Source organism: Pseudomonas sp. PB105 (assembly GCF_009764655.1).
GTDB lineage: Bacteria > Pseudomonadota > Gammaproteobacteria > Pseudomonadales > Pseudomonadaceae > Aquipseudomonas > Aquipseudomonas cyclaminis.
In genome coordinates this window covers 1-13,887 of sequence record NZ_RWIO01000077.1, presented here as the reverse complement: position 1 = coordinate 13,887, position 13,887 = coordinate 1, and the positions used below count along the sequence as shown (strand labels likewise).

Sequence of the window (13,887 nt, the reverse complement as noted above, 5' to 3'; positions counted from 1 at the left end):
AGCCCAATAGCAACATTTGCACGACCTAAATCGACGGTTTCACGCCAGTAACATCGCGCCTGGGCCAGTGCTTGGGTACAATTCCACGCTAATTTGATCGGTATCAGGAACACTTACATGATCGCTTGCCTGCGGCTGCTCTCCGCCCTCTGCCTCGCTGCCTTACTGGCGGCTTGCGCCAGCTCGCCCTCGTCCAGCCTTGGCGAACTTCCACGGACCCCGGATGCCAGTATCGAGCAACTGCTCGAACAGGCCACCACCGCCAAGACGCCAGAAAAGGCCGCATTGCTGCGCCTGAGTGCGGCAGACATGGCCTACAAACAGAACAATCCCGGCCGCTCATCGCAGATTCTTGCACAAGTACCCCTGGATACCCTCAAGCCAGCCGCACAAGTATTTGCCAGCACACTGGCCGCCGAACTGGCCATGGCGCGCAACCAGCCCAAAGCCGCGCTGACGGCCTTGAACCACCCAAGCCTGCAAAGCCTGAAGGATCTGCCGACCGAACAGCAGATCCGCACCGGTACCGTGCATGCCCGCGCTTACGAAGCCGATGGCCAGACCCTCGCCGCTGCCCGCGAGAGGGTCGCGATGGCGCCACTACTGACTGGCGAGGCCGCCAACAGTAATCACGAAGCCATCTGGACGCTGATTGCCGCACTGCCGGCCGAACAGCTGCAAGCCAGCGGCACCCCGATCCTGGACGGCTGGATCACCCTGGCCCAGGCGGTCAAGGGCGCCGGTACGCTGGAGCAACAACAGGCGGCTATCGACACCTGGCGTGCGCAGAATCCGGGCCACCCGGCCGCCGTGCAGTTGCCTACGCCGCTGACCAAACTCAAGGAACTGGCGAGCCAACCCCTGAACAAGATCGCCCTGCTGCTGCCACAAGAAGGCCCGCTGGCCTCCGTCGGCAAGGCGTTGCGCGAAGGCTTCATGGCGGCTCACTACCAGGCTGAACAAGCCGGCCAGAAGCCGCCGGTGATCGAGTTCTATGACAGCTCGCGCCTGACCTCCATCGACGACTTCTACGCCAAGGCCCAGGCCGCCGGCGTGCAATTGGTTGTCGGCCCACTGGAGAAGCCGCTGGTCAAACAGCTCAGTGCGCGCCCGCAACTGCCGATCACCACACTGGCGCTGAACTACAGCGAAACCGATCAAGGCCCTGCGCAATTGTTCCAGTTCGGGCTGGCCGCTGAAGACGAAGCCCGCGAAGTATCGCGCCGTGCCCGTGCCGACGGCCTGCATCGCGCAGCCGCGATGGTGCCGCGTGGCGAATGGGGTGAGCGCGTCTACAAGGCGTTCCGCCAGGACTGGGAAGCCAATGGCGGCACCGTTATGGGTGTCGAGTATGTCGACCAGCCGGTCGCCCTGGCCCAGCAGATTGCCGATCTGTTCCAACTGCGTAAAAGCGAAGGCCGCGCCAAGAGCCTGCAAAGTACCGTGGGCACCGACGTAGCGGCACAACCGTCGCGTCGCCAGGACATCGAGTTCATCTTCCTGGCCGTCACCCCGCAGTTGGCCCAGCAGATCAAGCCGACCCTGAACTTCCAGTACGCCGGCGATGTGCCGGTCTACGCAACGTCCCACGTGTTCAGCGCCAGCGGTGACCGCAACCAGTATCTGGACATGACCAACGTGATGTTCTGCGAAACACCTTGGCTGCTCAACACCACCGATCCGCTGCGTAACCAGGTTGCTGCACAATGGCCGCAAGCCAATGGCAGCCTTGGTCGCCTGTATGCAATGGGCGTCGACGCCTACCGCCTCGCACCACGCCTGGGCCAGCTCAAGGCGCTGCCGGATACACGGGTTGACGGTCTTTCGGGCAACCTGGGTATCAGCGCCAACCAGCGCGTCGATCGCCAGATGCCTTGGGCCAAGTTCGTCGGTGGCGAGGTCCAACGCCTGCCGGACACACCGCGCTGATGCCCGAGCGGACCAGCGCGCAATGCGGCAAGGATGCCGAACTTCAAGCTCTGCAACACTTGCAGCAACAGGGTCTGCGCCTGCTGGCGCAGAACTGGTTGTGTAAACGCGGCGAGCTTGATCTGGTCATGCTTGACGGCGATACAGTAGTATTCGTCGAAGTCCGCTACAGAAAACACGCACAATGGGGTGGCGCGCTCGCCAGTATCGACGGGCGCAAGCGTCAGAAGCTGATACTCGCCGCGCAGTTTTTCCTGCAAAAAGAGCATCGGTGGGCCGACGCCCCCTGCCGTTTCGACGTGGTTGCCATAGAAAGCACACCGTCTGGCAAGGCTGATCTGAACTGGCTCAAAGATGCCTTCGACAGCTGACTCACCGGACATCTTCACCGCACACTTTTGCTCTTTGCTTTGCGGGCTGCACATTCCTGTGCCAAACAGCCGCGCTACTTAAGGTCACACAGATGGACATGCAATCCCGAATTCGCCAGCTTTTCCAGGCCAGCATCGACACCAAGCAACAGGCGATGGACGTACTTGCACCGCACATCGAGCAAGCCAGTCAGGTCATGGTCAATGCCTTGCTAAACGAGGGCAAAATGCTTTCGTGCGGCAACGGCGGTTCGGCTGGCGATGCCCAGCATTTCTCGTCCGAGCTGCTCAACCGCTTCGAGCGTGAGCGTCCGAGCCTGCCGGCTATCGCCTTGACGACCGATTCGTCGACGATCACCTCGATTGCCAACGACTACAGCTACAACGAAATCTTCTCCAAGCAGATCCGCGCCCTGGGCCAACCGGGCGATGTCCTGCTGGCGATTTCCACCAGCGGCAACTCGGCGAATATTATTCAAGCGATCCAGGCCGCACATGATCGCGAAATGATTGTCGTAGCATTGACCGGACGCGATGGCGGCGGCATGGCCTCGCTGCTGCTGCCCGAAGATGTTGAAATTCGCGTCCCGGCCAATGTCACCGCACGTATTCAGGAAGTCCACCTGCTGGCGATCCACTGCCTGTGCGATCTGATCGACAGCCAACTGTTTGGGAGTGAAGAATGACCGTTAACCGCCTCGGCCTCTTGGCCATTACGCTGTGCCTCGGCATCAGCGGCTGCAGCACGGCGATCACTGCAACACGTGACACCCCTATTCAGGATGACAAGGGCACCCGCACCTTCGGCAGCAAGATCGACGACTCGTTGATCGAAACCAAGGTGGAAGTCAACGTCGCCAAAGCCGCCACGGATCTGGGCAACGGTGCGTCGCGCATCGTCGTCACCAGCTTCAACGGTGTCGTACTGCTCGCCGGTCAAACCCCGCGGGCCGATCTCAAGGCTCAAGCAGAACAAGCAGCCGCCTCGGTTCAGCGGGTCAAGAAGGTCCACAACGAATTGCAGGTCATGGACCCTATCACCCTGCTGGCCATCAGCAACGACGCGCTGCTGACCACCAAGATCAAGGCACAGATGCTGACCGACAACGCGATCCCTGGCTCGCGGATCAAGGTCGTGACAGACAACGGCATCGTGTACCTGATGGGCTTGCTGACACAGGCAGAAGCCACCCGAGCCTCCAACCTGGTACAGGGTGTATCCGGCGTGCAGAAAATCGTGAAGGTGTTCGAATACATCGACTGATGTAACCGACAGGCACAAAAAAGGGCGCCGTGCATTGATTGCACGGCGCCCTTTTTATTTCGCTGTTTACTGGTACTGCTGGTACGGGTTGCCCTGGAACTGGTTGTTTTGTTGAGGCGCCTGCTGCTGACCGCCGTATTGCTGACCTGGAATTGGCCCAAGGTTGACCTCTACGCGACGGTTCTGGGCGCGACCGTTAACGTCGGCATTGCTGGCAATCGGGTTATCCGGGCCGGCACCTCGTGCGCTCAGGTTGGCACCGTTGACGCCTTGGGAGGTCAGGTAGTTGGCCACGCTCTGCGCACGACGCTGGGACAGGTCCATGTTCAGCTGGCGGCTACCGGTACTGTCGGTGTAGCCCACGATCTGGATGGTGTTCTGGTTGAACTGCTTGAGGGAGTTGGCCAGGTTGTTCAGCGGCTGATAGAAGCTGCTGGAGATCGCGTCGGAGTTGGTGGCAAAGGTGATGTTGCCCGGCATGATCAGCTTGATCTGATCGCCTTGACGCTGCACTTCAACCCCGGTGTTGGCCATGCTCTCGCGCAGTTTCTTTTCCTGCTGGTCGGCGTAGTAGCCGTAACCCGCTGCGCCAGCACCTGCAACCACCGCACCGATCAGTGCGCCCTTGCCACGGTTGTTATGGTCGATGGCAGCACCGGCCAATGCACCGGCCAGAGCACCAAGGCCGCCGTACTTGGCGGTTTTGCTCATACCGCTGGATTCATTATTCGCCTGTCCCTGGCTGCTGCCGTCATAAGGATTAGGTGAAGCGCAGCCGGACAACAGGGCTACGGCGGTGGCGACAACAAGCAGACGACGCGGAGTGAACATGAAGAGAGCTCCTACTTTTGCATTCTGTGGTGCAGAGGACATTGGCAATGGACCAGTGCCGAGTTTTGAACACGACAAATGGCAAAAATTCCGTGACCACTCGCGCAGCTGTAACAAAAGGTTAGCCACATTACCGCTATAGAAAACGTAGCAGATCTCAGCTGAACGCGACCTGCGTTTTTGCTACAACAGATTGCCCCTCAAGCCCGCACAAATGGATTCTCGCGCATCTCCTCGCCCAAGCGCGTATCCGGCCCGTGACCGGTGACCACCGTGGCGCCCTCGTCCAGCGTGTAAAGCCGCTGTTTGATCGAGCGCACGATAGTGGCCTGGTCCCCACCCCACAAATCCGTGCGCCCCACGCCACGCCGGAAAAGCGTGTCGCCGGCGATCAGCAGCTTGGCATCGGCAAACCAGAAACTCATCGACCCCGGCGTGTGACCCGGAGTATGCAAGGCTACGCCGCAGCCGCAGGCCAATTCTTCGTCATCTTCCAGCCACCGGTCCGGCGACGGCACCGGGGTATAAGGCACGCGAAACATCTGGCACTGCATTTCCAGGTTGTCCCACAGGAACTGATCTTCCTTGTGCAGGTGCAACGTGGCGCCGGTTTTCTCTTTCAACTGGCCGGATGCCAGGAAGTGATCGAGGTGGGCATGGGTGTGGATGATGCTCACAACCTTGAGGCCCAGCGCGTCGAGGCGTGCCAGGATCAGCTCATGGTTGCCGCCGGGGTCGACCACGATGGCTTTTTTGGTGACGGGATCGCCGATGATGGTGCAGTTGCATTGCAGGGGCCCGACGGGGAAGGTTTCGCGGATGAGCGCGGGCGTTGTGGGTTCCATGGGCAGTCCTCGGGTGCAAATCAAATAGCGCTGAAGTAAACGCACTATTAAAACAGAAGGGGAGCGCTTGCCGCTCCAGCGCGAGTAAACACGCTAGCCAATCAACCTAAGCTCCTGCGCCCGCGCCACCGCCTGGGTGCGTCGCTCCACGCCAAGCTTGCTGTTGATGTGGCTGGCGTGGGTCTTGACGGTGTGCAATGAGATAAACAGTCGGTTGCTGATTTCCTGGTTGGAGCAGCCTTGGGCAATGAGTTGCAACACGGCCAGTTCCCGGGCGCTCAGGGCCTCATGGTTAGGTGACACGTCAGCCGCCACAACGACGGGCAGCAGCACCACAAGGCTCTGACTCAGCACGCCCTGGGGATCCTTGCCAAGTTGCTCGCGCATCCAGTCCGGGTGGTTTTCCAGCAGCCTCTGGAAAGGTTGCAACGCTCCTCCGGCACCGGCCTCAAGCGCTCGCGCCACTACCGGCCGCGCCTTGGCTTCCTGACCGCCGTCCAGCAGCAACTGTGCCTGCTGGGTAAGCGCCATCAAGGCAATCATCTGGCGCCCACTGTCATGGGCCTGTTGCGCCAGTGCGTCGAGCCGTTGCAATGCCGCATCGGGCTGATGGCGGATGGCATCGAGGGCGGCTTGTTGCAGCCCGATATGTTGCGGCAAATGCGGGTGGAATTCCGGCGCAGCGGCAGCCTGCTCGCCGTTGTAGGTCTGCCCCAGCCGCGTCAACCAGGCGTCGGCCAGGTCGGTGCGGCCCTGGGCCAGCCACAGCTCGCATTTGATCAGGGTGATCATCGCCAGGTAGTAGATGGGCGGCACGTCCCAGATATGCATCAAGCGTTCGGCCTCGGCGAGTTCGGCGAAGGCTTTGGAGAAATCATTGCGCCGCCCTTCGAAGCTGGCGATTACGCAATGGCCAATCAGGACGCTGATGTCGCGACAGGCGCGCGCCTCCGCCAGGCCTGCGCGCAGATGGGCGATACCGGCTTCCGGCTGATTGCGCACCAACAGCAGATAACCTTCGTACAACGACAAACGCGCACGTACCGCGTAAAGCCGCTGCGGCGCCAGCCCGTGCAAACGTTGCAGGCCCTGGCGTACTTCATCAAGAGCCCGCAGGATTTCGCCGCGTGCTTGCAATACCCGCGCACGATCGTAATGGGCCAAGGCTTCAAACAACGGGTTGCCGACGCGCTGCGCCAACTCCAGTGATTCGCGGTTCAGCCCACGGGCGCGCCACAAGTCACCATTGGCAATCGCCAGGTTGGACAGCGTCGACAGGCACACCAGTCGTTGCCCGTAACGCCGTTGCGGCAGACTTTCCAAGGCCTCGCTGCAATAACGCTCAGTCAACTCACGGTCACCCCGGCCACGGGCGATAATCCCGCTCAGCGCCAGCCACTGGGCCAGCATCGACTTTTGCGCCGTGGCCGACGGAGCGGGCAGGAAGCGACTGAGGTAGCCGGACAGTTCTTCCGCGGCATCCAACTGACAGGCCAATCCCAACGCCCAGCTGTACAGCACAATCAAACGCGGTGTGCTGATCAACAGACTGTCGGGCAAGTCCATTTTCCAGCGCAGCAACATGCCGACATTCTGCTCGGCCAGCAGTTGCTCTTCGGACAGGTTCTGCACCAGGCTGGCCGCAACGTCCAGGTGCCCGGCGCGTAACGCCTGCTCTACCGCCTCGTCGATCAAGCCTTGGCCGTTGAACCAGCGGCAAGCGCGCAGGTGCAGGCTGGCGGCCGGCAGTACATTGCTGCTCGCACGGCGGGTGCGCAGCAGGTCGGAGAATAAATGATGATAGCGGTACCAATGGCCCTGCTCGTCCAAGGGCACCAGGAAAACCTGGTGGGCTTGCAGGTAACGCAGGATCTCGGCGCTGTCATGGGCTTCGCGCACGGCGTCGCACAATTCGCCGCAGAAACGATCCTGGGGGGCCGTATCGAACAGGAACGCCTGCACTTCGGGCGGCAGGCAGTCGATCACCTCTTCCAGCAAATAATCGCGGATCAGCCCTTCCCCACCGTGCAGGTTTTGCGGCAAGGCGCCTTCGTTGCCAGCTTCGGAAGCCGCCAGCAGCCAGAAGCGCAGTCCCGCCACCCAGCCTTCGCTGCGGCGGATCAGGTTGTCGAGGGCCTCACCGCTCAGGGAACTGCTGTGGCGATCCAACAGCGCCTGGGATTCGGCATGGGTCAGGCGCAGGTCTTGCTCGTGCAACTCCAACAGGTGCCGCGACAGGCGCAAGCGTGCCAGATGCCAGTCCGGGCGCTGGCGACTGGTGACCAGTACCACCAGGCCATCAGGCAGATGATTGAGAAAAAATTGCAGGCAGCGGTCCAGCACCGGGCCCTGGGCCAGGTGATAGTCGTCCAGCACCAGCAGCAACGGCGCCCGCGTGGACAGATGGACCGCCAGCTCATCAAGCAAGCCATCCAGCCATTCTTCAAAGGCAAAAGGTTGGTGACGCTGGCGCATTTTCAGCAGGCCCAGGGATTGGGCGCCGAGTGCGGGGAAGTACTGCTGCAACCCTTCGAGCAGACGCTCAAGGAAGCGTCCTGGGTCGTTGTCCCGAGGGTTCAGGCCCAGCCACAGGCTTTGCCAGTGGGATGGCAGGCTCTGGCAGAATTCCACCGCCAACGAACTCTTGCCGAAACCCGCCGGGGCGCTGACCAACAGCAACCGCCCGTCGAGGCCGGCGCTCAGCCGTTCACACAGGCGTGGGCGCAGCACGTAGCCGTCAGGCAGCGGGGGCCTGTAGAAGCGACCTTCCAGGGTCGGGATTACCACACTGGCAGGCCCATGGATTCGGGACAGATCAGTCATCGCCGGGCTCTTGTAGAAGGCTGTTGTCGGCATTGCAGATGTCCGCAGACTAGCGGTAAAAGCAGCAGGTTTGTAGATCTTTGCAACATTTGCCTGAAAAAGAACTGCGACAAAAAATATCGCCACAAACAAAAAAGTGGGAGGGGGCTTGCTCCCGATGGCGGTGGGTCAGTCAATGCCTAGGCTGACTGTCACACTGCTATCGGGGGCAAGCCCCCTCCCACATTGGGTTACAGCTGCAGCTTAGCGAACACCGTCCTGGCGCAAGGCCGCTGGGGTGAAGTCGCTGGTGGTGGCGGTGAAGCCGAAGTCATACGCCTGCTTCTCTTCGTTCTTCATGCCCAGGGCCAGGTAGCGGCCGGACTGCAGGTCGTAGAGGGTTTCCAGGGCGTACCACGGTACTTGTTTGTCGTAGTAGTTCTCGGCATGGGCTTCGGCGACGCGCCACAGTTGGCCACGGCCATCGTAGTGATCGATCACCGCAGCTTGCCAGGTGTCTTCGTCGATGAAGAAGTCACGCTTGGCATAGATATGGCGCTGGCCTTCCTTCAAGGTGGCGACCACGTGCCAGACGCGGCGCAGCTCGTAGCGTGTCAGGTCCTGGTTGATGTGGCCGGCCTTGATGATGTCGGCGTACTTGAGCTTCGGATCATCGATCTTGTAGCTGTTGGAGGCGATGTAGATTTCTTTCTTGCCCTCCAGCTTCCAGTCGTAGCGATCCGGAGCACCGTTGTACATATCGAGGTTGTCGGAGGTACGCAGGCCATCGGCGGCAGTACCCGGCCCGTCATAGGACACTTGCGGCGCCCGGCGCACACGGCGCTGGCCGGCGTTGTAGACCCACGCCGAACGCGGCTCCTTCACCTGGTCCAGGGTTTCGTGCACCAGCAGCACACCACCGGCCAGGCGCGCCGGCGCGGTCACTTGCTGCTTGAAGTAGAACAGCACGTTGCCTGGGTTTTTCGGGTCGAAGTCCTTCATCTTGTCGCGGAACACGAACTGGTCGCGGAAGTACACCAGGCTGTAGGAACCGTTGGTTTGCGGCGTGGCCTGGGTCACCAGGCGGGTCACGCTGCCACCGCGATAACGGGTGATGTGGTTCCAGATAACCTCGACGCCCGTTTTCGGAATCGGGAACGGCACGGCCGTTTCGAAGTTCTCAAGGCCGTTGCCGCCGGACACCAGGTTGGTGGTGGTGGCGTTCTTCTTGATGGAGTCGAACACCGCCGCCGGCACGGTGGCGCCACGATGGGTCGGGTAGACCGGCATCTTGAAGGTTTCCGGGTAACGCTTGAACATCGCGTACTGCCCCGGTGCCAGCTTGTCTTTGTACTGCTCGACGTTTTGCGCGGTGATGGTGAATTGCGGCTGTTCACTGGCGTAAGGGTTGGCCAGGAAACCTTTAGAATCCACAGCCCCCGCATTGGTCGGCAGTGGCGACCATTTCGGGATGGTGCCGGCCGCGTTACCGGCCATTTCAGCGCCCATCGGGGTCAGGCTGGTGCCCAGCTTGGCGGCTTCATCCGCCGACACTGCCGCCATGACGTTGCTCGCCAGGATCGACAGTCCAAGCACACCCACGTGCAACAGACTTTTGGTTATTTTCATGTTCTGGTTCTTCCTGAAAATACAGTGTGCTTAGAAGTTCGCGCCGAAGCTCAGGGCGACGAAGTCGCGGTCATTCACCGTGCTGAAATCACCACCGAAGAAGTTGGTGTAGGCCAGGCTGGCGGTGTAGGTGTTCTGATATTCGGCATCCAGGCCAAGGCTGACGGCCTTGCGGCCTTCTTCGAAGTTGGCGCCAGGACCCGGGGAGTACCCCTTGACGTCATGGGACCAGGCCACGTTTGGCTTGAGGTTGACGCCAGCGAACACATCCGGGTATTCCCAGATGGCCCGACCGCGATAACCCCAGGAAGTGGCGGTGGTGAAGCCATCATTGTTGCAGTTAGTGTTCAAGCTATTGGCATTGGCCAGCCCCCCACCTTGTGCAGTAGACGTGTTCAAGTTCGCACAGGCGTTGTTGGGCAGCGATCCAGGGCCGAAGACAGGGTCTCGACCGTAGCGAACGTCAGACTTGCTCTCCAGTCCGCCCACATGGGTTACGCCGACTTCACCCACCAGGGTCAAGCGGCTGGCGCCCATGACTTGGTCGAAGAAGTGGGTAAAGGTCGTTTGGAACTGGCTGATTTCTTTACGCCGATAACCATGCAAGTCCTGACCGGGAGCCCCGTTCAGCAACGATGCATTGCCCAGCACCGGACCACCAAGCGGCTTCACACCCGCAAACAGAATGTCGGTGGTGCTCAGTTGAACGGGGGCGTTAGGACGATAACTAAACTCGCCACTCCACGCGGTTCCCGTAGGCAAGGTTGTGGAGAAGCTCAAACCATAAAGACGAATGTCCTCAGGGTACTCAACGAAATAATTGGAGTTACCCGCGACCACCAACGGACGCAATTGACCAGGCAGACCTGGCGTTGCGCCGGTGTATTTCGATTGCGGGGCGCCCTGGGCACTGAAGATCGGAGCGCGACTGTGGTAGTTCATGAAGTATGCGCCGAACTCTGTATCCAGAGGCTCGTAGTTGTAATGGAACGCTGCACCGAACTGACCACTGTCGCGCGCATCACGATCAGGGCCGCGGCGCACCAATACGCCCTCGTTATTGACGTCGACGCCGTTCGCGGCAAGCCCTGGCAGTACTGCGCCAGGCAGGAAGCGACGGCTGTTCAGCACTCGCAAATTGTTACTACAGCCATCGGAAATAACATCAGGCTGCGAGAAGAACGTCCCGCAGTTATCCGTAACGGTCTGGTCCCATTCCAACTGATAAAAAGCTTCCGCCGACAAGTTATCGGTCAGGGTTTGCGACACATAGAACATGTTGACCGGAATCAAGCCTTCCTTGATTTCTGCACCCGGACGACGGAATGCGGACACATCAATTGGGTTAACGGAGTTGATGCCGCCGCCAATGAAGGTGCTTTCACCCCAGCTAACGACTTGCTTACCGAACCGCACGTTGCCGGGCTGATCGGCAATGGAATAGTTGTGGTAGATAAACGCATCGAGTATCTGCCCACCGGAAGACTTGGCGCCCTCTTTGCGATTGTTATCGCTGATGTCCTTGAACTCGCGGCTCTCGTCCTTGAGTTCGAAGTCGTACCAGTACTTGCCACGCACAAATACGCCGGTATCGCCGTACTTCAGCTCCAGGTCATGAATCCCCTTGAAGATCTTCGAGAACGTTTCGCCACGTTTGAAGTTCAAGTGACCGTCATCGGAGGTCTGGGACAACCCCTTGCCACCGTTGTTGACGCCGATAAGATCCCGGTCAGGCTTGGCTGTCGACCAGCTCGCCCCCACAGAGAGCGACGAGTCAAAACTCCCTTCGATTTCACCGATATTGAAACTGACGCCGAATGCGGGCCCGGCGAGCGTAGAGGCGAGGCTGACGGCCAATGGCAATCTTGCCCGGCGCCAGAACTGGTTTACTGAGGTCATCGACGCTACTCCATGTGCATTATTGTTATGGCAGTGAGTTCTTTTGTGATGCTTGTAACGGCCGGAATACAACGATTCCAATGCCGCCCTGGCAACTGAACCTCCATGGCCCGAAGCGACGCATCCTTGAAAAACTCTGAGTAGGACTATAGCCAGCAGGGGGTACCGCTTGATCCCTCTAAAGTGTGATTCGCATCACCGACCCGTCTGCCACAGCCCTTTCGCCATGTCGGCAAAGGCCGACGCGGAGAGGATGGCTGAAAATCGGCAAATCACAAGTAGAGGCGCAAGATAGAGCATTGCCGTGCCCGAACGGGCACGGCGAGGGGCATCAGAGAGTGGACAGGAAGGTACTGTTGTTGGCCTGCCATTCGATGATGTCGATACGGATACGTTTTTTATCGAGTTTGCCGACACTGGTCTTGGGAATTTCAGTAACAACGGCGATCTGGCTTGGAATCGCCCACTTGCTCAAATGGCCCAATTCGACAAAAGGCTTGAGGTGTTCCTTGAGCTCGCGGGCCCCTATCATATGGCCATCATGCACCACCAACAGCGCAAACGGGCGCTCGCCCCACTGCGGATCGGCGATGCCCACCACCGCTACTTCGCGTACCGCCGGGTGACGGCTGACCAGGTCTTCGAGGGCCAGTGAGGAGATCCACTCGCCGCCGGTCTTGATCACGTCCTTGATGCGGTCGCGGATATCGATCACACCAAATGCATCCAGCGTGGCCACGTCGCCGGTGTGCATCCAGCCGCCAGCCCACAGCTCGGCGCCCTTCTGCGGCTCGTTGAAATAACCTTCGCTGAGCCAAGGCGCACGCAACACCAACTCGCCCTGGGACTCGCCGTCGGCCGGCAGGAAGTTACCCTCAGTGTCCATGATCGCCGCTTCCACCAACGGTCCGGGCACGCCGGCTTTGATGCGATAGGTGATGCGCTCGTCTTCGCTGCCGGCCAGCAGCTCTTCGTTGAGATGGGCGCAGGACACCAACGGGCCAGTCTCGGACATTCCGTACGCGGCGGTCAGTTGAATCCCACGCGCCTTCGCCGCCTCATACAGCGAGCGATTGAGTGCGCTGCCGCCGATGACGATTTTCCAGCCGGCAAAATCCACGCCTTGGGCGGACTTGGCGTTGAGCACCATTTGCAGGATGGTCGGCACACAGTGGGAGAAGGTGACCTTTTCCTTGCGCCACAGCTCCACCAGGTATTCCGGGTCGTAGCGGCCAGGGTAGACCTGCTTCAGGCCAAGCATGGTCGCCACATACGGCAGGCCCCAGGCGTGCACGTGAAACATCGGCGTGATCGGCATGTACACGTCGTTGGTGCCCAGCAGGCGCACGCTGTCGATGCTGCCCATGATGGTCGCCACGCCGATGGTGTGCAGTACCAGTTGGCGATGGGTGAAGTACACGCCCTTGGGATTGCCGGTGGTGCCGGTGGTGTAGAAGGTGGTCGCGACGGAATGCTCGTCGAAATCCTCGAAGTCATACTTGGGGCTGGCGGCGGCGAGCAGGGTTTCATACTCGCCCACCAGATTCGGCAGCTCGGCAGTCTTTGATTCGCCATCAGTGAGCAGCAGGGTCTTGTCGACGGTAGTGAGCTGCCCGGCGATGGCCTGGTACAGGCCCACGAACTCACTGTTGACCAGCACAAAGCGGTCTTCGGCGTGATTCATGGTGTAGAGAATTTGCTCCGGCGACAGGCGCACGTTGATGGTGTGGATCACCGCGCCGATCATCGGGATGGCGAACATGCATTCCAGGTAGCGATGGCTGTCCCAATCCATCACTGCCACGGTGTCACCGGCCTTGACCCCGGCTTCGGTCAGCACATTGGCCAGGCGTGCGACCCGTTCGATCAAGGTCGGGTAGGTGTAGCGCAGCTTGTCGCGATAGACGATTTCCCGGGTCTTTTCGTAGCGAGCACCGGACATCAGCAGGCGCTTGATCAACAGTGGATATTGGTACGCGCCTTCGGCGGGGGGAATAACACGGGTCTGCAACATACGAATCCCTTTTATGACTGCACGGTCTTGGGTGAACGATCTGCACTGTAGAGCGCTTATGTTTCAGCCAAATCAGCCAAAGGAATGATTTGCAGAGGGGGGAGAATACTGGCTTTGAGCCAGTATTCGCTTTGCCAACTGAGCAAAAAGGATCAGGAAGCAACCTTCACTAAAAGGCGAACCTTCCGACATTCGCCACGGATAGCAACTCTTTACTCTCTGTGACTTCGCCAATCCAGGGACTTATGGATGTCTCTGGGTTGCCCTATTGCAGACATCGAGTGAAGCACCATGGCGAATTTG

Annotated in this window: 10 protein-coding genes; 4 read left to right on the top strand and 6 right to left on the bottom strand. The window is 59.9% G+C overall.

Going from position 1 to position 13,887, the window contains the following annotated elements:
* The first annotated feature begins 117 nt into the window (after positions 1–117).
* The 4 genes from EJD88_RS18865 to EJD88_RS18850 all read left to right on the top strand — a co-directional run bounded on the left by EJD88_RS18865 (position 118) and on the right by EJD88_RS18850 (position 3,564).
* On the top strand, positions 118–1,929 hold the full coding sequence (locus tag EJD88_RS18865; protein WP_112193521.1) for a penicillin-binding protein activator: 1,812 nt from the start codon (positions 118–120) through the stop codon (positions 1,927–1,929).
* Positions 1,929–2,300, top strand: a complete 372-nt coding sequence (locus EJD88_RS18860; protein WP_099584908.1) for a YraN family protein — start codon at positions 1,929–1,931, stop codon at positions 2,298–2,300. The genes EJD88_RS18865 and EJD88_RS18860 overlap by 1 nt, the downstream gene beginning before the upstream one ends.
* A gap of 92 nt (positions 2,301–2,392) precedes the next feature.
* The gene (locus tag EJD88_RS18855; RefSeq protein WP_007904374.1) at positions 2,393–2,986 is read left to right on the top strand and encodes a phosphoheptose isomerase; all 594 of its coding nucleotides are present in this window, start codon (positions 2,393–2,395) and stop codon (positions 2,984–2,986) included.
* Entirely contained in the window at positions 2,983–3,564 is a 582-nt protein-coding gene (locus tag EJD88_RS18850; protein WP_032886311.1) for a BON domain-containing protein, read from the top strand. The genes EJD88_RS18855 and EJD88_RS18850 overlap by 4 nt, the downstream gene beginning before the upstream one ends.
* A gap of 66 nt (positions 3,565–3,630) precedes the next feature.
* Here the strand turns inward: EJD88_RS18850 and EJD88_RS18845 are convergent, their stop codons facing one another.
* From EJD88_RS18845 to EJD88_RS18820, 6 genes are all read right to left on the bottom strand, one after another.
* Positions 3,631–4,395 carry an OmpA family protein gene (locus EJD88_RS18845; protein WP_099584907.1) on the bottom strand — a complete coding sequence of 255 codons (765 nt, stop codon included), beginning with the start codon at positions 4,393–4,395 and terminating at the stop codon, positions 3,631–3,633.
* A 200-nt stretch (positions 4,396–4,595) separates the two neighbouring features.
* Positions 4,596–5,240, bottom strand: coding sequence for an MBL fold metallo-hydrolase (locus tag EJD88_RS18840; RefSeq protein WP_158878728.1), 645 nt, complete (start codon positions 5,238–5,240; stop codon positions 4,596–4,598).
* A 93-nt stretch (positions 5,241–5,333) separates the two neighbouring features.
* Positions 5,334–8,063 carry a LuxR C-terminal-related transcriptional regulator gene (locus tag EJD88_RS18835; protein WP_158878727.1) on the bottom strand — a complete coding sequence of 910 codons (2,730 nt, stop codon included), beginning with the start codon at positions 8,061–8,063 and terminating at the stop codon, positions 5,334–5,336.
* A gap of 243 nt (positions 8,064–8,306) precedes the next feature.
* Positions 8,307–9,671: a DUF1329 domain-containing protein gene (locus EJD88_RS18830; protein ID WP_099584904.1), complete on the bottom strand. Its 1,365-nt coding sequence runs from the start codon at positions 9,669–9,671 to the stop codon at positions 8,307–8,309.
* 30 nt (positions 9,672–9,701) lie between these two features.
* Positions 9,702–11,570 carry a DUF1302 domain-containing protein gene (locus EJD88_RS18825; protein WP_158878726.1) on the bottom strand — a complete coding sequence of 623 codons (1,869 nt, stop codon included), beginning with the start codon at positions 11,568–11,570 and terminating at the stop codon, positions 9,702–9,704.
* A 331-nt stretch (positions 11,571–11,901) separates the two neighbouring features.
* Positions 11,902–13,584, bottom strand: a complete 1,683-nt coding sequence (locus EJD88_RS18820; RefSeq protein WP_158878725.1) for a fatty acid--CoA ligase — start codon at positions 13,582–13,584, stop codon at positions 11,902–11,904.
* Positions 13,585–13,887: the final 303 nt, after the last annotated feature.